The following is an 18,694-nucleotide window of genomic DNA, read 5'->3' as shown; positions in this document are numbered from 1 at the left end:
ATGGTCCCGAACGTGCGATCCTTACGAACCTATATCTCTTCATGTCCGCTTCAAGTTTCCGTCGCAGCCGTTATGCCGCGTCGGCAGGCATAGGCTGCTTGCCTTGCTTCTCCTCAGGCGTCTCATAGGCCTTCAGCTTGTCGGCGATTTTCACCATGATCTTGCGGGCGGCTTCCTCCTTGACCGGTCCGAAGCCTCTTATCTCATCAAACAGCGAGAGGATGGCAAGGGCCTCGACCTCGTTGTCGTGACGCAGGCCGGCAAGCACACGCTCGGCTATGCTTTCGTAATCGGCAATCAAGCGGCGCTCCAGCCGGCGCTCTGCCATATAGCCGAAGGGATCGAGAGCGGTGCCGCGCAGCCGCTTCATCGGCGCGAGCGCCCGCAGCACCGGCAGAATCCAGGCGCCGAATTCGCGCTTCTTCGGCCGGCCATTCGGATCCTTGCCGCTAAGGATGGGCGGGGCAAGGTTGAGTGCCAGCTTGAAATCGCCTTCCATCTCCTCGTGCAGATGCGCCTCGAAGGCAGGATCGGTCAGCAGGCGGGCGACCTCGTATTCGTCCTTGTAGGCCAGAACCCGCGCATAGGTAACGGCGACGGCAAAGGGCACCTTGTCCGAAAGCTGTTCCCTCGCAGCCATCGCACTGGCGCGGGCGACGAAAACGCCATAGCGTTCGGCAAGGGCTGTATTCTGATAGGCCGTCAGATGCGCCTTGCGATGGTTGATGAGTTCATCGAGGCTCATCTCCGCCAGCGTCTTGCCGGCATCGTGCTCGGCCATCATGGCATGCACGACCTGCGGATCATGCGCCAGCAGCCGTCCCCACTGGAAGGCGGAAAGGCTCGCTTTGACCGCGACGCCGTTGAGCGCGATCGCCTTTTCGATCGCCTCCAGCGACAGCGGCAACAGGCCGCGCTGCCAGGCAAACCCGGTCAGCAGGATATTGGTCGATATGGCATCGCCGGTGACCTCGGTCGCAACGTGGTTGAAATCGAGGAAGACGGATTTGTCGCTGACGGTCTTGGCGATGGTGTGCTGTATCGAGCCGGTCTTGAAATCGAAATCGCGGTTGCGCACGAAATCGGCGACGGGCATCAGACCGGTGTTGACGATGGCGGTCGTGCGCGTCGCCGAGCAGAGCGTGATCGCATCCTTGGAGGCGCCCACCACTTCATCCGCAGCAAACAGCAGATCGGCGCCGCCATTGACGATGCGCGACGAGGTGACGTCGGCCTGGCTGTAACCCATACGCAGGTGGCTCATGACCGCGCCGCCCTTTTGGGCAAGGCCGGCCATGTCCAGGATCATTGGCACCTTGCCGTCCAGATGCGCGGCCATGCCGAGGATGGCGCCGATCGTCAGGATGCCGGTACCGCCGACGCCGGCAATGGCGATGTTCCAGGGCCGATCGCCGATGACGGGGATTTCGGGCATCGGCACGTCGACATCGGCATGATCAAGCGCCTTCCGCTTGCGGCGCTTGCCGCCATGAACAGTCACGAAGGACGGGCAGAAGCCTTTGACGCAGGAAAAATCCTTGTTGCAGCTCGATTGGTTGATCTGGCGCTTGCGGCCGAATTCCGTTTCCAGTGGCTCGACGGAGATGCAGTTGGATTGCACCGAACAATCGCCGCAGCCCTCGCAGACGGCCGGGTTGATGAAGACGCGCTTGGCCGGATCTTCCAGCAGCCCGCGGCTGCGGCGACGGCGCTTCTCGGCCGCGCAGGTCTGGACATAGACGATCGCCGAGCAGCCCTCAGTCTCGCGCAGCGTCAGCATTACCTGATCGATATGGTCGCGATGCAGCACCTTAACGCCGGGGGCCATCTCAGAGGCACGATAGGCATCCGGATTATCCGACAGCAGATAGATCGGCTTGACACCCTCGTCATGCAGCTGCTTCGTCACCAGCTCCGGCGTCAGATAGCCGTCGATCGGCTGGCCGCCGGTCATGGCAACGGCGTCGTTATAGAGCAGTTTGTAGGTGACGTTGACCTTGGAGGCGACAGACTGGCGGATGGCAAGAATGCCGGAATGGAAATAGGTGCCGTCACCGAGATTGACGAACATGTGTTTTTCGTCGGTGTAGCGGGCGATCGCCGTCCACGGCACGCCTTCGCCGCCCATCTGGGTGAAAGTCTCGGTGTTGCGGTCCATCCAGGTGACCATGTAGTGGCAGCCGATGCCGGCGATGGCGCGGCTGCCTTCGGGAACCCTGGTGGACGTATTGTGCGGACAGCCCGAGCAGAAGAACGGCGTGCGGTTCAGCGGCGCCACATGGCTGCGGCTGATCTGGCCGCGTTCGGCAAGATAGGCGAGCTTGGCGGCGATACGGTCATGCAGGCCCTGATCGAGATCGAGCTTGACAATGCGCCCGGCGATCGCTCTCGCGACCGCGCCGACGGTCAGCGCCGCCGACAGGCTGAGATAGGGTGTGTCGTGTTCGTCGAACTTGCCGACGATGCGCGGGCGGACATCGGCCCGCCAGTTGAAGAGCTGCTGCTTGATCTGGTTTTCGATGATCTCGCGCCGCTCCTCGATGACGAGAACTTCGTCCAGCCCTTCGGAGAAATGCCGCACGGCCTCCGGCTCCAGCGGCCAGGGCATCCGAACCTTGAGGATGCGCAGACCGATATCAGCCATTTCCTTCGGGCCGATCTCGAGCTCTCGCAGCGCCTGCAGGACATCCTCATAGGCTTTGCCGGACGAGATGATGCCGAGGCGGGCATTCGGCACATCGTGCGTGATTTCGTCGACGCGATTGGCACGGGCAAAGGCGATGGCGGCATAGGCCTTATAGGTCTGCAAGCGGTCGTCCTGCACCAGCGGCGGATCGGGCCAGCGCAGGTTGAGGCCGCCGGGCGGCATTTCGAAATCGGTCGGCAGCACGAATTGCCGCCGTTCGCCTGAGAGATCGACAGCGGCCGTCGTTTCGATGGTGTCGGCGATGAATTTCATGCCGACCCAGCAGCCGGAATAGCGCGACATGGCGATGCCGAGCAGGCCATATTCGAGGAATTCGTGGATGGACGAGGGGTAGATGACCGGGATGACCGCCGACATGAAATCATGGTCGGTCTGATGCGGCATCGTGGAAGATTTGGCGGAATGGTCGTCGCCGGCGAAACAGAGGACGCCGCCATGCTTGGAAGTGCCGGCGGCATTGGCGTGCTTCAAGACATCGCCGGAGCGGTCGACGCCGGGGCCTTTGCCGTACCAGATGCCGAGCACGCCATCCTTGCGGGCGCCGGGGGAAAGCCCGACCTGTTGCGAGCCCCATACGGCCGTTGCGGCCAGATCCTCGTTGATGCCTGGCTGAAAGGTGACGTCGTGGGCGTCGAGATAAGTCTTGGCCTTCAGAAGCTGCTGGTCGTAACCGCCGAGCGGCGAACCGCGATAGCCTGATATGAAGGCTGCCGTATTGAGACCGGCAGCGCGGTCACGCCGCATCTGGGTCATGGGCAGCCGCACCAGCGTCTGCAGGCCGCTCATGAAAACACGGCCTTCTTCTGTGGTATATTTGTCGTCTAGCGATACACTGGTCGCAAGCATCTGCTCTCCTCCCGAGATCGCAGTCACCATTTTCACCAGAAGCCTCCTACCGCATCCGATGAAATCACGATTCTAATCTAACATGCGCAGGCACTAATTTCCGAACGAAGGCTGGGCATCAGCAGCATGATTTGCAAAGAATTCGGGCGTTCGACTGATATTTTCGTGCTTGCTCCGTGCCTAACACCCGCCTCGCCCTTCGAGGGCCCCGCGGGCCACCTCAGGGTGAGGGCTGTCATTCACAGCAGCGGCGGTAAAGCCTTATGCATATACAACGGACTGCGTGGCCAATTCCGCCTCATCTTGAGGTGCGGAGCCCACAGGGCGAAGCCTCGAAGGACGAGGCGGCCCCGATGCACACCACTCATCACAAGCTTTCATCGAGATATCAACCGCGAGGCCTTCCGCTCTTCCCAAGCGACCAATAATGTCGCGCCGACTCGAATCTGGGGGACGTACATGCTGACGATCTACGGTGTCTATCGCTCGCGCGCTTCGCGCAACTATTGGATGGCTCACGAGCTCGGCATCGAGTTCAAATCCGTGCCGGTCATCCAGGGCGGCCGGCTGCCCAACCCGCTTGCCGCCGACGCGCCGATCAACACGATGTCGCCGGAGTTTCTGGCGGTCAATCCGATGGGCATGATCCCTTGTATCAAGGATGGCGATCTCATGATGCATGAATCGCTTGCCATCAATCTCTATCTCGCGCGCAAATATGGCGGCCCGCTTGCCGGCAAGACGGTTGAGGAAGAAGGACGGATGTCGATGTGGACCATGTGGGCGGCGACCGAAGTCGAGCCGTACAGCGTCGCGCTCGTGCGCATCTATGACAATGCCCAGGAAAACAGCGAGCCGGGCAAGGCCGGCATCGCGGTTGCCTGCCGCTCGCTGAAGAAGCCGCTCGACGTCTTGGAAAAGCATCTGCAGAAGCAGGATTATCTCGTCGGCAACCGCTTTACCGCCGCCGACCTCAACCTCGCGGAAGTAATGCGCTACGCCCAGACCGAACAGGAACTCTTCGATGCTCGCCCGAAGATGAAAGCCTGGATCGAGCGCTGCCAGTCGCGCGATGCCTACAAGGCCATGCAGGCGACCCGCGGTCAGGAGCCGGTCTGATTGATCCTAATGGAAGAGACGCATGCTCTCTTCCATTTCGTCGCGTATCCAGGCCTTGAAGGCGGAGACCTTCTTCGGCTCACGCACGCCGGGGGCGGTGACGAAATAATGGCCGAAACCCGTCTTTGCGCGGATGCCGAAGGGATCGACGAGGCATTTCTGCTGCAGAGCATAGGCGGCCAGCGTCTGCCAGGCGAGCATCACCCCCTGCCCCGCTATCGCCGCATCCAGACAGAGCGACGCGTCGTTGAAGATGTGCCGCTCTTCCATGCAATGGCCTGAAAGCCCGGCCTTGCGCAGCCATACTTCCCAACCGAACATCGCGTGTCCGTCGATGACGGCGGAGATTTTCAGGAGATCGGCAGGCTCGCGGAGCGTGGCGGCGATCTGCGGCGTGACGACCGGGAACACCTCCTGCGCTAGCAACAGCTCGGCCTTGACGCCAGGCCATTGCCCGCTGCCGACCCGAATGCCTATATCGACATCCGAGGTCGCCGGACTGATCAGTCGCGTGGTGGCATCGATACGCAGGCGGATATCCGGATGGCGGCTGGCGAAGCGATCGAGCCGATATACCAGCCAGCGCGCCGCGAAAACCGGCGCGACCGAAATGGTGAGGATATTCTCGTCCTTGTGCTGCGCCAGCGCGACAGCGGCCGTAAGCGCCTGAAAGCCCTCGCCAAGCCTTGCCAGCACCGCCAATCCCGAAGCCGTGACCGCCATGCCCTTGGGCGTGCGCTCGAAAAGCGGCCGACCGAGCTGCGCCTCGGCCTTGATAACCTGCTGGCTGACGGCACCGACCGTCACGCCGAGTTCGTCGGCCGCCGCCTGCAGCGAGCCGAGCCGCCCCACCGCTTCCAGGGCACGCAGGCCATTTAGATGAACGTTGTTGAGGTTTCTCATTATAGAATAACTATAGTAGCATCGCGTCATTCTCAATTGCTTGAAACGATAATTCACGCGATTATTGCAGCATGGAATTGAAAACCGCCGCCATTCGCCCGGCTGATGCCCTTATGGTTGCATCTACGCGGAGATCCAAGGAGGCATGCGATGTCGATCTTGAAGCTTTTCTTCAGTCATTTACTGGATGAGGATCGCGAACCCGAAGACGATCCGCTGCAGCATCCCATGCTTGCGGCGATGTCGCTGGAAGAGCTCGCCGACCTGCCGCTCATGCCGGAAAATCTCGGGCGGCCTATGGACAAGCGATGCGTTCAGCCGGAAGAATGTGCCTGAAAGAGCCTGTTTCCGTAGCGCGAGCATGACTTCGAACGTCAATATGGACACCATCGTGGAACGACTGCAGCGGCTTGTGGCCCAAGCCCGGCTGCCGGCGGTCGAACCTGGCCTGCATTACGGGCTGCCGGCCTTCAAAGTCGGCGGGAAGGCATTCGTGACGGTCAAGAATAACGAGACCATCGTGCTGTCGCTGCCGATCGACCGCAAGGAACAGCTGATGGAGATGGCGCCGGAGATCTATTTCCAGACTGGCCACTATGTCGGCTGGCCTTCCCTGCCCTTGCGCATCGGCGCGATCGGCGACGAGGAACTGGAACGGCGTTTGATGGAGGCGTGGCAACACCGCGCGCCGAAAAAGCTTTTGGCAACATTCGGCTGACGGAATCAGCCCTCTTCGATGGCAAGCGCCTTTTGAACGGCCGGGCGATCGAGCATGCGCGCATAGTGAGCGCTCACCTTCGGAAACTGATCGCGATCGACATTGTCTCCCGGCAGCCACTTTGCGGTGGTGAAGAGATAACCGTCAGCGACGGTGTACTGATCGCCCATCACCCAGGGTCCTTTCAGCATCTTGTCCTCGAGCAGAGCAAAACTTTCGGCCATGGTCTGCGGCACCTTTGCCTTCATCGTCTCGATGGCGGCGGCATCGTCGGTCCAGCGATAGCCACGTCCCTTGTGCGAGTGGTTCACATGGACGGTCGAAGAGAGATAGCTGTTGAATGCCTGCATCTGCGCGAATGCGAAGGGATCGTCGAGGGGCGCCAGATTCGCGGCGGGCACGATCTGGGCAATGTAAGCCAGGATCGCGATATTCTCCGTAATGACGCCCTTGTCGGTCACCAGCGCCGGCACCCGGCCCTTGGGGTTGATGGCCAGATAGTCCGGCTGGCGCTGATCGCCATTGGCGAGGTTGAGGCGGCGATGTTCGTAGGCAAGACCCGATTCTTCCAGGGCGATGAGACTGGCGAGCGCGCAGCTTCCGGACGAAAAATAGAATGTCAGCATGTTCCGTTCCTCGATTGGATTTCACAGGAAGCTAATGGCAACCCGGCAAATACGGAAGTGGCTGATGCTGATGGCCGCCACAAAAGGTTTTGATCGATCGGATCGAAGCCCATCCCCACGACATCGAGCCGCAGGGATGGGCGGCGATGCTTATGCGCAGCCGGGCACGTCTTCCAGCCTGTACCAGACGGGAATGCCACGCTCGCGTGCGATGCGGACATCATTGTCCGCGCCCTTGGAGTCGCCGGGCAATCTGAGCACACCCTCGCAAAGCTGCAGCAGGCGGCCCGCCGTCGGGTGGAAGATCTCCTCGTAGAGATCGTCGCCAATGCTCTTGCCGCCGGCCGCGTGCCAGACCGGCAGCGCAACCCATTCGCCGATCATGGGCAAATGCCCGGCCTTGAACAGGGCATAGGACGGCTCCTCAAGGCGTTTGAGGTTTTCGGCCATCTTCTTCGGATCATCGCCGGTGCCGGATCGATAAGGCCCTGCAATCAAGATCAACATGTCATGTCTCCGTTTCTAACTCCCGCTTCCTGCAGGAATTTGCACGAATATGCGTATATTTTCTTGAATGTCGAATCGATTCTGATAAATTCAGGATTATTCGTGAAATAACATGCAGAGACCGACATGCTGACCAGCCAACGCAAAGCCCTCATCCTCGATCGATTGCGCCGGGACGGCCAGGTGATCGCCAAGGTTCTGGCCGACGATCTCGGCCTCTCCGAAGACACGATCCGCAGGGATCTCAGGGAAATGGCGGCGGAGAAACTGCTGAAGCGGGTGCATGGCGGCGCGCTGCCGCTTTCGCCTGATCTGCCGGATTTTACGGCCAGGCAGGCGGTCTCATCGGATGCGAAGCGGCGGCTGGGCGCCTATGCGGCGAGCATGATCCAGCCGGGCCAGACCGTATTCCTCGATGGCGGCACCACCAATGCCGAGCTCGCCCGACAGCTTCCAAAAGATCTTACTGTCACCATCGTCACCCACAGCCCGACGATCGCAAGCGAGCTGGAGCATCATGCCGCCGAGGTGATTCTGATCGGCGGCAAGCTCTATAAGCATTCGATGGTGGCGACCGGGGCTGCCGCCATGGCGACGATCGCATCCATTCGGGCGGATATCTTCTTTCTCGGCGTCACCGCCATCCATCCCGCCCGCGGCTTTTCGACCGGCGATTTCGATGAAGCGGCTATCAAGCGGCATATCGCCCAATGCTCGGCCGAAACCTATGTACTGGCGACGAGCGATAAGCTCGATGCGGCCTCTCCATGCCAGATCCTGCCGATGAAGGATGTGTCCGGCCTGATCGTGCCATCGGATGTTCCTGAGGAAAGCCTGGCGCCCTACCGGGACAGCGAGGTTCCGATCTTGCTGGCCTGACGCCGGTTGCGCAGCTGCTCCACGGAATTGAGATACCACGCGGGGATTTGTGTCATCGTCATCATGATGCGGTCGAAGATTGATCCTATGCCGCTCACACATCGGCTTGTCTTGCCGTTGTCGCCGGTCAAGACTGCATCACCATGCCCAAGGGATCGCCCGTGAACGAACGCCGCATTCATCAGCTCTTCGAAATCAGCGTCTTGTTGAAGGGCGTTCATGCCCTGATCGAATGCATCGGCGGTATTGTGCTGGCGCTCGTCAGCACCAAGTCCGTCCTTCGCCTGGCAAACAGGATCACGCAGCCCGAGCTACTCAACGATCCCCATGATTTCATCGCGACACACCTGTTGACCAGGGCGCAGGATTTCTCCGTCGGCACCAAGGACTTCTATGCCTGGTACCTGCTGAGCCACGGGCTCGTGAAGGTGTTGCTTGTCATCGGGCTGCTCAGGGGCAAGATGTGGGCCTATCCGGCTTCGTTGGTCGCCCTTGGGCTTTTCATCGTCTACCAGCTCTACCGCTTCACCAACACGCACGGGATCGGGCTCATCATCCTCACCGTCTTCGACCTCATCGTGATGATCCTGATCTGGAAGGAATACAGGATAGTCCGGCAGCATGTGCCGGCCCGGCAGACGATCGGCTGAACCGGCTAGGCAGTCAGTATAGCTGCCGGCATGATATCGCCGACATGGATGCCGTTCCAGTTCCTGAACGACCTGTCGGCCATCGCCATGAGGCCGGCATGGACCGCGCTCTCCTTCTCGAAGAAACGGGCCAGCACTGCCGCCACCATGACCTCCGCCGCGCGAGCGGTGCCATCGTCGCATTTGAGCGCGATGGCGATGCCCTGTTCGGGGATCGCGGCGCAGAACACACCTTCAGCGCCGGTCTTGGCGAAGATGCGGCCGGGAGCGATCTGCATGAGTTTGGTGCAGGCGCGATCAGTGCCGGCAACGTAAAACGGCTCGGCCATGCAGGCCTCGAACAGCCGACGCGACGCCTTGGCGCGCAGCGGCTCGAGGCCGGCGCCGGTCGCCATCCTGGCAAAGCCACGGGCCAGTCCCTTCAGCGGCACCGCATAGGTCGGGATCGAGCAGCCGTCCGTGCCGCAATTATCGTGGCCGAGAATGGCGCCGGTCAGGCTCTGCATGGTGTCGCGGATCTGCTGTTGCAGTGGGTGATCGTAGCCGACATAGCCTTTCGGATCGATATCCTGATGACAGCAGGCGCAGACGAAGCCCGCATGCTTGCCGGAGCAATTATTATGCAGTGCGGTCGGCTTCTCAATGGTGCGTGCCTGATGGATGAGGGTCTTCTGATCGAAGGACCAATGCGCGCCGCATTCGAGCGTGCCGGCATCGCGCCCGGCGCGCGCCAGCATCGAGGCGGCGAGTGCTACATGCTCATCCTCGCCATTGTGGGAGGAGCAGGCGAGCGCCAATTCCTTGTCGCCGAAGCCATAGGCATCCGCGGCACCGCTTTCGACCAATGGCAGGGCCTGCATCGCCTTGCAGGCGGAGCGCGGAAAGACGCCGCTTTCGATATCGCCGAGCGAAAAGACCACCTTACCATCGCCGTCGACCGCAACGACGGAGCCGCGATGAAGGCTTTCGACCTGGTTGCCACGGGTGACTTCGACGCAGACGGGGTTGGACATGATGGGATGCAGCCTTTGATTTGCTAGATGCCAGTGATAGCCGCTGCGCCATGGATTGCCAATCGCCGATGACACCTGCCGGTGTCGAAAAGCTCACTACTCAGACGGTCGGCCGAATCCTATAAGCGCAGCGTCTGGCGCCGAGCACGATGTGTTCCTCGCGCTCGACCTGTGCGCCGAGCACTGTGCGGAAGGTCTCGAGCTCGGAACGGCAGAAGCCGGAGCAGGCACATGCGGCCGCACAGATGGGACAATGATTTTCCACCAGCATCAGCGAACCATCCTCATCCTGCCAGTGATCGGCCATATAGCCTTCCTGCGTGCGGACGGCGGCGAGGCTTGCGACGCGTGACGGTAGATCGGCGGCGAGGTCGATTTCGCTGCGGTAGCGGCGAAGCGTTTCCGTCTCACGGGCGGAGATGACGGTATCGACGGCACCCTGTCCCAACTGGCTGACCATGGTCGCAAGCAAAGTGGCGGTCAGATCCGCATGGCCGTCGGGAAATTGCTTGTTGCCGTCAGACGTCAGATGCCAGAGCTGGCGCGGTCTGCCCCTGCCCGCTGCGGCCTCCGCCACCGGCTCGACCAATCCCTCCTCCGCCATCTTCGTCAGCTGCTGACGCGCTGCCTCCGACGATATGCCGAGCGCGTCGCCGACCGCCGCTGCCAGTTGCGGCCCCTCGGTTTTCAACAGGATCAGGATTCGATTGACGGGCGATTGACGCATTTTTCCAAGTTATCTCTTGTTTTAATCCAGCTGCCATGTAATTTTCCAAAGTATAACTTGGAAAATAATCAACCGCTAGGGAAAACACCGAGGATCGTCCGATGTCCAGCATCGAAAACACCGCTTCCGTTCCATCCTCCTCCATCTTCGCCTTGTTCTCGCCGAAACTCCTGCCCGCGACGCTGATGCTTGGCGGCGGCGTGACGCTCTATGCCGTCGAGTCCTATATTACCGCCACCATCGCGCCCTCGATCGTCCGGGACATCGGCGGCCTCGAACTATTCTCATGGATGACGACGCTGTTCGTCGCTGCCGGCGTGCTCGGTTCGATCACGGTTGCAACCCGGCCGAAGGGCATGGGCCTGCGTGCCGTCTATGTTGCAGCGGCGATCACATTCGGTCTCGGGAGCCTCTTCTGCGCCATCGCGCCGGCCATGCCCGTATTGCTCGCCGGCCGTGCCGTTCAGGGCTACGGCTCGGGCATGCTGTCCGGCCTTGCCTATGCTTTCATCCGCTTCATCTATCCCCAGCCCCTGTGGCGCCGGGCGTCCACACTCTACGCCGCCATATGGGGGGTGGCGACGGTGCTTGGACCAACGATCGGCGGGCTCTTCGCCGCCGGAGGCGCCTGGCGTGAGGCCTTCGTCATTCTGGTGCCGCTGGCCGTTATCATGGCGTTCTCGGCACGCCGGTTGCTCCCCGATGTCGCGGATGACCGGATCGATACCAGGACTCCGCTGGTCCAGATTATATTACTGCTCGTCGCAGTCCTGCTCGTCAGCGTTGCCGGCACGATCGAACATGGTCCCTATAAGGCCATACTGATCGCAGTTTCGATCGCGCTCGTCGCAACGATGGTCCTGATCGAGCGCAAGAGCGAGGTGCGCCTCCTTCCCTATGGGGCCGTCATGCTCGGCAACCCGATCGCGCGGCTCTACCTGACGATATTCACGATGATGCTGGTGCTGACGAGCGACATCTACATTCCCTACTTCCTGCAAACACTCCACGGCGTAACGCCACTCATCTCGGGCTATCTCGTCGCGCTTGTCGCCCTCGGTTGGACCATTGCGGCCTTCTTCAGCGCTTCGTTCTCGGGCCGGCAGGCAACTATCGCCATCAGAACCGGCTGCATTCTTGAAACCGCAGCCACCGCATCGCTGATCCCGCTCCTGGCGACCACGACGTCCTTCACCGCACTCACGGAATATGCACCGGCTGTTGTCGCCATGTTCCTGATGGGCTTCGGCGTCGGCTTGGGATGGGCTCACCTCGTGACCAGGATCATCGGCATCGCCAGGAAAGCCGATGAGGACAAGGCTTCCGCTGCAATCTCGATGACGCAATCGCTGGGCGGCGCGTTCGGCGCGGCCCTTGCCGGCGTCATTGCCAACAGCGCGGGCCTGACCCATCCGGGCGGCATTGCCGGCAGCCTTTCCGCGGCAACCTGGCTTTATGCCCTGATGGCAATACCCGGCCTGATCGCCATCGCGCTGTCCTTCACGATCAAGCCAGCTTCAGCATGATCTTGCCGATGTGGTCGCTGGTCTCCATCAGCCGATGCGCCTCGACTACATCGTCAAAGGAGAAGGTCTTGTAAATGACAGGGGCTATCGTGCCTTCGTCCAGCAGCGGCCAGACCTGGGAGAGAAGGTCGTCGCGAATGGCGCGTTTCTCCTCGGCGCTGCGCGGGCGCATGGTCGAACCGGTCACGGTCAGTCGCTTCACCATTACCGGCGCCAGATTGACCTTGTCGGCAACGGCACCGCCGAGAAATGCGATGATCGAGAGGCAGCCGTCGCGGGCGAGAGAGGCGAGATTCTTTTCCAGATAGGACGCGCCGATCATGTCGAGGATGACATCGACGCCATGGCCCGTCTCCGCCGCGATGACCGCGGCGAAATCCTCTTCTCTATAATTAATCGCCCGCTTTGCGCCGAGCTTCTCGCAGGCCTCGCATTTTTCCTTCGAACCGGCCGTGGTGTAGACCGTCGCGCCGAAAGCGCGGGCGAGCTGGATTGCCGTCGTGCCGATGCCGCTGGAACCGCCATGGATCAGCACGCTTTCGCCTTCAGTGAGGCCGGCCATCTGGAAGAGATTGGCCCAGACGGTGAAGAACGTTTCGGGCAAAGCCGCCGCGCGCACCGCGTCATAGCCATTCGGAAAGCGGAGCGCCTGGCCGGCGGGAAGCACGCAATATTCGGCATAGGCACCGCCATTGGCGAGACCGCAAACCTTGTTGCCGATGGCAAACTCCGTCACGCCGGGCGCGACATCGACGACTTCGCCGGCGATTTCGAGACCCAGTATGGGGCTCGCATCCTTCGGCGGCGGATAGGTGCCCTGCCGTTGCGCCACATCCGGGCGGTTGACGCCGGCCGCCTCGACACGGACGAGAATCTCGCCCGGCTTCAGAACCGGCAAAGGCCGGCGGGCGATGGTCATGACCTCCGGCCCGCCAAAGGACGGCAAATCCACGAAACGCATTTCAGATGGCAAGGGCATGGCGCTATCTCCTCTCCCAGCAAAGTAGTGGAGATAGTTTAGCGCAGACCGCTTGAAAAGGAGCTGTTATGGGAGGGCGTCAATTCGTCTCGGTCAGGCCGAGAAATGCGACGCCGATATCGCTTTCCTTTGCCTTCGTCTTGATGCCGGCAATGGAGGTGCTCACGCGGTTGATATTGTCGATCACCAGTCCCTCAGGCAGTTGCAGAATGCCGATGGAGCAACGCATCAGCGGGAATTCCGCCTCGGCGCCGCTGCGGTCATGGCCGCGAATGCGGCCGGCGGCACGATCCTCGGCCGAGTAAAAATCGAGGACGTCGGCATGAAAATCAGCAAGAAGCCGGTCCAGAACCTCGCGCAGCTCCAGCATGTTCCAGCCGGTGACGCCGATGAAGAAATCGTCGCCGCCGACATGGCCGAGGAAATGGCGCTCGGCGAAGAAATAGCGGCGCATCAGTGCCGCGAACGAGGAAATGGCGTGATCGCCGAGATGGAAGCCATAGGCATCGTTGAACGGCTTGAAATTGTCGAAGTCGCAATAGCAGAAATGCCTGATCTCATCGCCGTCCCGGCCGGCATGCTGCATGAAATCGTGGATCGCCCTGTTGCCCGGCAGGCCGGTCAGCGGGTTCTGATCCTGGGCGATCTTCAGCTGCTTCTCGTTGATGACCTTAATGAGCGATGCGGCAGAAACGATGCCGGCATAATGTGTACCCTCGGTGACGATCAGGCAATCGCTGCTTTCCATATTGGCGAAGATCGCCATCAGCGTATCGGCATCTGAATCGAGGCCGACGATCGGTGCCATTTCGACGAAATGCGAGATCGAACGCTCGTAGACCTTGTTCTTCAAGAGATCGCGGCCGAAGGGCTGATAGATATATTCCTTGAGCTGGTATTCGTGGATGATGCCGCGCGGCTCGTCATTGGCGTTGACGACGGGGAAATAGGCGCGGCGCGGATTGCGGCGAAAGAGTTCGAAGACGCTGTCGATACTGTCGCTCTCGCGAATGGTCGGTAGCACTTCGATCTGCTTGCGGATGAGAATTTCATCCAGCGACTGGCTGTTGCGCGTCGTCTTGCCCAGATCCTGCAAATGCGGAAAGCCCGGCTTCAGCTCGTTGACGAGCACTGTCGGGCGGGCAATGAACCAGCCCTGGACGAGGTCGACGCCGAATTCGCGGCAGGTCAGGAATTCCGCCTCGGTCTCGATACCCTCGGCGATGACGCGCGTGCCGAGGACATGGGCGATATTGACGAGATTCCTAAGGATATGGCGCTTGCGGGCACTGCGGTCGATGTCGACGATGAAGTGCCGATCGATCTTCAGATAGTCGACCGGGTAATCGGAGAGAAGCTTCATTTCGCCGTGACCGACGCCGAAATCGTCGATCGCCAGCTTGAAGCCGGCATTTCGCATCCTGGCGACCAGATCGCGAAAGCCGGGCACGATGGTATTGTCGAAGCGCTCGGAGAATTCGAAGCAGACGGACGACGGCGCGATCCCCGCCTTCCGCATGTGCTGCAGCAGGCTATCCAGCAATGCCGCGCCTTGCGGGATTAACCGGACATCCAGATTGAGAAAAAGGGTAGCGGCGGCGATATTCGGCAGCGTCGCGAACTTCGCCAGTGCCCGGCTGGTGACCATCTGCTCCAAGCCGAGAAGCTGGCCGGTGCGCTCGGCCTCGTCGAGGATATCGACCGGGCTGCTGAAACCGATACGTTCCTGGCCGCGCATGAGGGACTCGTAGCCGAAGATGGCGCCGGTGCCGGCCTCGACGATCGGCTGAAATGCATTCTCGATAACGAGTTTGGCGAGGGTGACAATCTGGTCGCTGGCATATCGGCGCAATACGCCCGGCTCGACCGCGGCAGTCAGTGACATGCCCATCTCCACTTTGCGGATTCTGTTCTAATTTAGTTAAGTAAAACTTTGGATTTACCGCGTTTTCGCCCCAAGATGCGCCATAAGCGTCAACGAAACCTTTCCTGTATGTGAAAGTTTCATGAATGGTAAAGCAATGTTAACCATTCGTCAGGACGGAAATGCGACCGCGCCGGCATGCGCCGCTGTTGGCGCCGGTAGCTTGTGAGCTGGAGCATTCCAGGAAAAGTGCGCAGCGGTTTTCCGTCCGGAATGCGTAAAAACAAGAAAATAGAGCGCTTTCGCGATTCGAAGAGACGCGAAAGCGCCCTAATTATGCGTGTGCCGTTCAGCGTCGTAATCGGCAAACATGTCGGCGACGCAACGGCTGCCCTTTGCCGTGTCTCCGCCATCGTTGGCCGCATGCGGCACATCGCAAATGTCATCGCGTTTGCGGGCCGCGTCCCACATGCGCAGGGCCTCCCGTACGACTTCACTGCTTGAGGCATAGGTGCCGGTATCGACCGCTGCACGAATGCCAGCAGCCTGAAGCGGGGAGATGGAAACCGTTACCATTGGCATGATATTCCTCCCTTGACGTTGTTATGCGGAAACTTGGCAGGAAGCATGTTCTGCGGCCTCGACCAGTGCCTTCAGGACATGTCCTCGGACATGCATGCTTCCAGATGAAGGTACCGTCGTCACAACAACTCAACGCCGCTCCGCCCATTCGGCAGAGAGAGATAAAGAGTAGCGCCGCTCACGCTCCTTGTCAAAAAGTAGCAGTTCGTTACCCCTTTTGAGAGATCGCCTACCGCCTGAGCACCAGACCGAAGGCCACCAACGTCCAGCCCTGGAAGATCAGATCGAGGGCCAGGAAAAGGCCGAGGATCCAGAGGCTGTTGACCGGCCAGCCGACCGCGATGGCGATGCCGGCAGCGGCGGTTGCAAGGCCGCTGATGACGATCCAGACCCAGCCGCGCTCCGGCTTCAGCTTGCGGCCGACCCAGACACGAAACGTGCCGGCAATAAGCAGCGCGATGGCGAGGAACAGGGTCAATGCCTCCGAGGCCAGCAGCGGGTTGGCGAAGGCAAGCACGCCGGCAATCGTATAGAGTAGGCCGCTGAGGACCCAGAACAGGATGTGCTCCCAGCCCCTCACCTGAAAGGCATGGGCCAGATGCACGATACCGCCGATCAGCATCAGCATGCCGACATAATAGACCGAAGCGACGGTGGCGATGAACAGATTGCCGAGGGCGATGCCGCCGCAGATCAGCAACAATACGCCGAGCCCGACAAACCAGCCCCATTTGTCGCGCATTGCGGATGGCGGGACTTCATCAAGAATATCGACCATGACTGCACCTCCTCCTCTTACCAAGTATGGCACAGAAACGCGCCTCGGAAAGGGGTTACGGATTTTTTGGCATGGATAGCCGGCTGCGTGATTTTTTTATTGATTGATCAGTCAATCAAAAATACACTTGGCCCGTTCTTGGGGATTGATGCATGCCGAAAGTCGGAATGGAACCGGTGCGCCGCAAGGCGCTGGTGGATGCTGCGATGCGCGTGATCGGCGATCACGGTTCGCTGACCGTCACCATGTCCGAAATCGCCAAACAGGCCGGCGTCTCCCCCGCGCTTGCCCATCACTATTTCGGCAGCAAGGAACAGTTGCTGATCGAAACCGTGCGCGTGCATCTACAACGGCTGCGCGACAGCGTCGTGACGGCGCTTCGCGAGGCAAAAACGCCGCGCGAAAAGCTCTCGGCTGTCATCCGCGTCAGTTTCCAGGCTGATCAGTTCGCGCCGGAGACGATCGCTGCCTGGCTCGCCTTCTACGCCGAGGCGCAGCGCTCGGAAGAGACGCGGCGCTTTCTCGTCATCTATGCGCGCAGGCTGCGCTCCAACCTGCTTGCCAATCTCAAGGTGCTATGTCCGCACGAAGACGCAGAACGCATTGCCGAGGGCGCTGCCGCGATGATCGACGGGCTTTATATCCGTCAAAGTCTGAGATCAGCGCCGATCAGCATCGAGGCTTCGATCGCACTTACGGAAGATTACATCAATTCACTGCTTGCGCCGCTTTCCAGAGAGGCCGCCGTTCAAAGGACTGAAACATGACGCTCAAAGCCCAGCCCACCGCCTCGCATTTCATCGACGGCGAATATGTCGAGGACACCGACGGCACCCTTATCGAAAGCATCTATCCCGCCACCGGTGAGGTGATCGCCCGCCTGCATGCGGCAACGCCCGCCATCGTCGAAAAGGCGATCGCCAGCGCGAAGCGGGCACAGCCGGAGTGGGCGGCCATGAGCCCGACCGCGCGCGGCCGCATCCTGAAGCGGGCAGCCGAGATCATGCGCGAACGTAACCGCGAGCTTTCCGAACTGGAGACGCTCGACACCGGCAAGCCGATCCAGGAAACCATCGTCGCCGACCCAACCTCGGGCGCCGACAGCTTCGAATTCTTCGGCGGCATTGCGGCAGCCGGTCTTAACGGCTCCTACATCCCGCTCGGCGGCGATTTCGCCTATACCAAGCGCGTGCCGCTCGGCGTCTGCGTCGGCATCGGCGCCTGGAATTATCCGCAGCAGATCGCCTGCTGGAAGGGAGCGCCGGCGCTGGTCGCCGGCAATGCCATGGTGTTCAAGCCTTCGGAAAACACGCCGCTGGGCGCGCTGAAGATCGCCGAAATCCTCATCGAAGCCGGTCTGCCGAAAGGCCTCTATAACGTCATCCAGGGCGACCGTGAAACCGGGCCGCTGCTCATCAATCATCCCGACGTGTCGAAGGTGTCGCTGACCGGCTCGGTGCCGACGGGCCGCAAGGTGGCGGCTTCGGCCGCCGGCAGCCTCAAGCACGTCACCATGGAACTCGGCGGCAAGTCGCCGCTGATCGTCTTTGACGATGCCGATATCGACAGCGCCATCGGCGGAGCGATGCTCGGCAATTTCTATTCGACGGGCCAGGTCTGCTCGAACGGGACGCGCGTCTTCGTCAACCGCAAGATCAAGTCCGAATTCCTGAAGCGCCTTAAGACCCGCACCGATGCCATGCTTATCGGCGATCCGATGGACGAGGCAACGCAGATCGGTCCGATGGTCTCCTGGGCGCAGCGCGAGAAGGTGCTTTCCTACATCGAGAAAGGCAAGGCCGAAGGCGCGACGTTGCTGACCGGCGGCGGCATTCCGAACAATGTCTCCGGCGAAGGCTATTACATCCAGCCGACCGTGTTCGCCGATGTTACCGACGAGATGACGATCGCCCGCGAAGAGATTTTCGGGCCGGTCATGTGCGTCCTCGATTTCGATGATGAGGCCGAGGTAATCGCCCGCGCCAATGCCACCGAATTCGGCCTTTCCGGCGGCGTCTTCACCGCCGATCTCACCCGCGCCCACCGCGTCGTCGACCAGCTCGAGGCCGGTACGCTCTGGATCAACACCTACAATCTCTGCCCGGTCGAAATCCCCTTCGGCGGCTCCAAGCAATCCGGCTTCGGCCGCGAGAATTCGCTGGCGGCACTGGAGCACTATTCGGAATTGAAGACTGTTTATGTCGGCATGGGGCCGGTGCAGGCGCCTTATTGATCTACCTCCCCCTTGAGGCTGTCTCTTATACACATCT

At 60.7% G+C, this 18,694-nt stretch carries 18 protein-coding genes; 8 read left to right on the top strand and 10 right to left on the bottom strand.

The genetic code is table 11. The features are described from left to right. Positions 1 to 70: 70 nt before the first annotated feature. Positions 71 to 3,583: an indolepyruvate ferredoxin oxidoreductase family protein gene (locus ACPYOP_RS04030; RefSeq protein ID WP_481409313.1), complete on the bottom strand. Its 3,513-nt coding sequence runs from the start codon at positions 3,581 to 3,583 to the stop codon at positions 71 to 73. Between the two features lie 429 nt (positions 3,584 to 4,012). On the opposite strand from ACPYOP_RS04030, the gene ACPYOP_RS04025 reads away from it, so the two are divergent. Then, positions 4,013 to 4,672, top strand: a complete 660-nt coding sequence (locus ACPYOP_RS04025; protein WP_481409107.1) for a glutathione S-transferase family protein — start codon at positions 4,013 to 4,015, stop codon at positions 4,670 to 4,672. Between the two features lie 6 nt (positions 4,673 to 4,678). On the opposite strand, the gene ACPYOP_RS04020 is transcribed toward ACPYOP_RS04025, so the two are convergent. Beyond that, the gene (locus ACPYOP_RS04020; protein ID WP_481409106.1) at positions 4,679 to 5,575 is read right to left on the bottom strand and encodes a LysR substrate-binding domain-containing protein; all 897 of its coding nucleotides are present in this window, start codon (positions 5,573 to 5,575) and stop codon (positions 4,679 to 4,681) included. 150 nt (positions 5,576 to 5,725) lie between these two features. Here ACPYOP_RS04020 and ACPYOP_RS04015 point away from each other — a divergent pair, with 150 nt between their 5' ends. Together ACPYOP_RS04015 and ACPYOP_RS04010 are read left to right on the top strand one after the other, a co-directional pair. Beyond that, positions 5,726 to 5,911 carry a hypothetical protein gene (locus tag ACPYOP_RS04015; protein WP_481409105.1) on the top strand — a complete coding sequence of 62 codons (186 nt, stop codon included), beginning with the start codon at positions 5,726 to 5,728 and terminating at the stop codon, positions 5,909 to 5,911. 25 nt (positions 5,912 to 5,936) lie between these two features. Then, positions 5,937 to 6,293 (top strand): MmcQ/YjbR family DNA-binding protein, encoded by a 357-nt coding sequence (locus tag ACPYOP_RS04010; protein ID WP_481409104.1) that lies wholly within the window; start codon positions 5,937 to 5,939, stop codon positions 6,291 to 6,293. A gap of 5 nt (positions 6,294 to 6,298) precedes the next feature. Here the strand turns inward: ACPYOP_RS04010 and ACPYOP_RS04005 are convergent, their stop codons facing one another. Together ACPYOP_RS04005 and ACPYOP_RS04000 are read right to left on the bottom strand one after the other, a co-directional pair. After that, positions 6,299 to 6,919: a glutathione S-transferase family protein gene (locus ACPYOP_RS04005; RefSeq protein ID WP_481409103.1), complete on the bottom strand. Its 621-nt coding sequence runs from the start codon at positions 6,917 to 6,919 to the stop codon at positions 6,299 to 6,301. A gap of 150 nt (positions 6,920 to 7,069) precedes the next feature. Then, positions 7,070 to 7,426, bottom strand: coding sequence for an ADP-ribose pyrophosphatase (locus tag ACPYOP_RS04000; RefSeq protein WP_015339137.1), 357 nt, complete (start codon positions 7,424 to 7,426; stop codon positions 7,070 to 7,072). Between the two features lie 126 nt (positions 7,427 to 7,552). Here ACPYOP_RS04000 and ACPYOP_RS03995 point away from each other — a divergent pair, with 126 nt between their 5' ends. Next, the gene (locus tag ACPYOP_RS03995; RefSeq protein ID WP_481409102.1) at positions 7,553 to 8,305 is read left to right on the top strand and encodes a DeoR/GlpR family DNA-binding transcription regulator; all 753 of its coding nucleotides are present in this window, start codon (positions 7,553 to 7,555) and stop codon (positions 8,303 to 8,305) included. Positions 8,306 to 8,466: 161 nt separating this feature from the next. Continuing rightward, positions 8,467 to 8,955, top strand: a complete 489-nt coding sequence (locus ACPYOP_RS03990; RefSeq protein WP_481409101.1) for a DUF2127 domain-containing protein — start codon at positions 8,467 to 8,469, stop codon at positions 8,953 to 8,955. A gap of 5 nt (positions 8,956 to 8,960) precedes the next feature. Here ACPYOP_RS03990 and ACPYOP_RS03985 read toward each other — a convergent pair whose 3' ends face one another. Both ACPYOP_RS03985 and ACPYOP_RS03980 read right to left on the bottom strand, forming a co-directional pair. Further along, complete coding sequence (locus ACPYOP_RS03985) at positions 8,961 to 9,968, bottom strand: asparaginase (protein WP_481409100.1); 1,008 nt, start codon at positions 9,966 to 9,968, stop codon at positions 8,961 to 8,963. Between the two features lie 100 nt (positions 9,969 to 10,068). Then, complete coding sequence (locus tag ACPYOP_RS03980; RefSeq protein ID WP_481409099.1) at positions 10,069 to 10,695, bottom strand: helix-turn-helix transcriptional regulator; 627 nt, start codon at positions 10,693 to 10,695, stop codon at positions 10,069 to 10,071. Between the two features lie 101 nt (positions 10,696 to 10,796). Here ACPYOP_RS03980 and ACPYOP_RS03975 point away from each other — a divergent pair, with 101 nt between their 5' ends. Then, positions 10,797 to 12,221, top strand: a complete 1,425-nt coding sequence (locus ACPYOP_RS03975; protein ID WP_481409098.1) for an MFS transporter — start codon at positions 10,797 to 10,799, stop codon at positions 12,219 to 12,221. Here the strand turns inward: ACPYOP_RS03975 and ACPYOP_RS03970 are convergent. From ACPYOP_RS03970 to ACPYOP_RS03955, 4 genes are all read right to left on the bottom strand, one after another. After that, positions 12,202 to 13,200, bottom strand: coding sequence for an NAD(P)H-quinone oxidoreductase (locus tag ACPYOP_RS03970; protein WP_481409097.1), 999 nt, complete (start codon positions 13,198 to 13,200; stop codon positions 12,202 to 12,204). The genes ACPYOP_RS03975 and ACPYOP_RS03970 overlap by 20 nt on opposite strands. A gap of 79 nt (positions 13,201 to 13,279) precedes the next feature. Further along, a complete protein-coding gene (locus ACPYOP_RS03965; RefSeq protein ID WP_481409096.1) occupies positions 13,280 to 15,085 on the bottom strand; it encodes a GGDEF domain-containing protein in 1,806 nt (601 codons plus the stop codon). A gap of 309 nt (positions 15,086 to 15,394) precedes the next feature. Further along, a complete protein-coding gene (locus ACPYOP_RS03960; RefSeq protein WP_112340273.1) occupies positions 15,395 to 15,646 on the bottom strand; it encodes a ribbon-helix-helix domain-containing protein in 252 nt (83 codons plus the stop codon). 229 nt (positions 15,647 to 15,875) lie between these two features. Continuing rightward, a complete protein-coding gene (locus tag ACPYOP_RS03955) occupies positions 15,876 to 16,424 on the bottom strand; it encodes an HdeD family acid-resistance protein (protein WP_481409095.1) in 549 nt (182 codons plus the stop codon). Between the two features lie 152 nt (positions 16,425 to 16,576). Here ACPYOP_RS03955 and betI point away from each other — a divergent pair, with 152 nt between their 5' ends. Together betI and betB are read left to right on the top strand one after the other, a co-directional pair. Continuing rightward, positions 16,577 to 17,191 carry a transcriptional regulator BetI gene (gene betI, locus ACPYOP_RS03950; protein WP_481409094.1) on the top strand — a complete coding sequence of 205 codons (615 nt, stop codon included), beginning with the start codon at positions 16,577 to 16,579 and terminating at the stop codon, positions 17,189 to 17,191. Next, on the top strand, positions 17,188 to 18,657 hold the full coding sequence (betB, locus tag ACPYOP_RS03945) for a betaine-aldehyde dehydrogenase (RefSeq protein WP_481409093.1): 1,470 nt from the start codon (positions 17,188 to 17,190) through the stop codon (positions 18,655 to 18,657). Before betI ends, betB begins: the two co-directional genes overlap by 4 nt. Positions 18,658 to 18,694: the final 37 nt, after the last annotated feature.

It is taken from the genome of Rhizobium sp. KNZ2-6A (assembly GCF_056755475.1).
This window is presented reverse-complemented; position numbering and strand designations above follow the sequence as displayed.

Coding starts and splice junctions, on each gene's coding strand:
- ACPYOP_RS04030 (WP_481409313.1), bottom strand. CDS start 3,583: ATGGTGACTGCGATCTCGGGAGGAGAGCAGATGCTTGCGACCAGTGTA.
- ACPYOP_RS04025 (WP_481409107.1), top strand. CDS start 4,013: ATGCTGACGATCTACGGTGTCTATCGCTCGCGCGCTTCGCGCAACTAT.
- ACPYOP_RS04020 (WP_481409106.1), bottom strand. CDS start 5,575: ATGAGAAACCTCAACAACGTTCATCTAAATGGCCTGCGTGCCCTGGAA.
- ACPYOP_RS04015 (WP_481409105.1), top strand. CDS start 5,726: ATGTCGATCTTGAAGCTTTTCTTCAGTCATTTACTGGATGAGGATCGC.
- ACPYOP_RS04010 (WP_481409104.1), top strand. CDS start 5,937: ATGACTTCGAACGTCAATATGGACACCATCGTGGAACGACTGCAGCGG.
- ACPYOP_RS04005 (WP_481409103.1), bottom strand. CDS start 6,919: ATGCTGACATTCTATTTTTCGTCCGGAAGCTGCGCGCTCGCCAGTCTC.
- ACPYOP_RS04000 (WP_015339137.1), bottom strand. CDS start 7,426: ATGTTGATCTTGATTGCAGGGCCTTATCGATCCGGCACCGGCGATGAT.
- ACPYOP_RS03995 (WP_481409102.1), top strand. CDS start 7,553: ATGCTGACCAGCCAACGCAAAGCCCTCATCCTCGATCGATTGCGCCGG.
- ACPYOP_RS03985 (WP_481409100.1), bottom strand. CDS start 9,968: ATGTCCAACCCCGTCTGCGTCGAAGTCACCCGTGGCAACCAGGTCGAA.
- ACPYOP_RS03980 (WP_481409099.1), bottom strand. CDS start 10,695: ATGCGTCAATCGCCCGTCAATCGAATCCTGATCCTGTTGAAAACCGAG.
- ACPYOP_RS03975 (WP_481409098.1), top strand. CDS start 10,797: ATGTCCAGCATCGAAAACACCGCTTCCGTTCCATCCTCCTCCATCTTC.
- ACPYOP_RS03970 (WP_481409097.1), bottom strand. CDS start 13,200: ATGCCCTTGCCATCTGAAATGCGTTTCGTGGATTTGCCGTCCTTTGGC.
- ACPYOP_RS03965 (WP_481409096.1), bottom strand. CDS start 15,085: ATGTCACTGACTGCCGCGGTCGAGCCGGGCGTATTGCGCCGATATGCC.
- ACPYOP_RS03960 (WP_112340273.1), bottom strand. CDS start 15,646: ATGCCAATGGTAACGGTTTCCATCTCCCCGCTTCAGGCTGCTGGCATT.
- ACPYOP_RS03955 (WP_481409095.1), bottom strand. CDS start 16,424: ATGGTCGATATTCTTGATGAAGTCCCGCCATCCGCAATGCGCGACAAA.
- betI (WP_481409094.1), top strand. CDS start 16,577: ATGCCGAAAGTCGGAATGGAACCGGTGCGCCGCAAGGCGCTGGTGGAT.
- betB (WP_481409093.1), top strand. CDS start 17,188: ATGACGCTCAAAGCCCAGCCCACCGCCTCGCATTTCATCGACGGCGAA.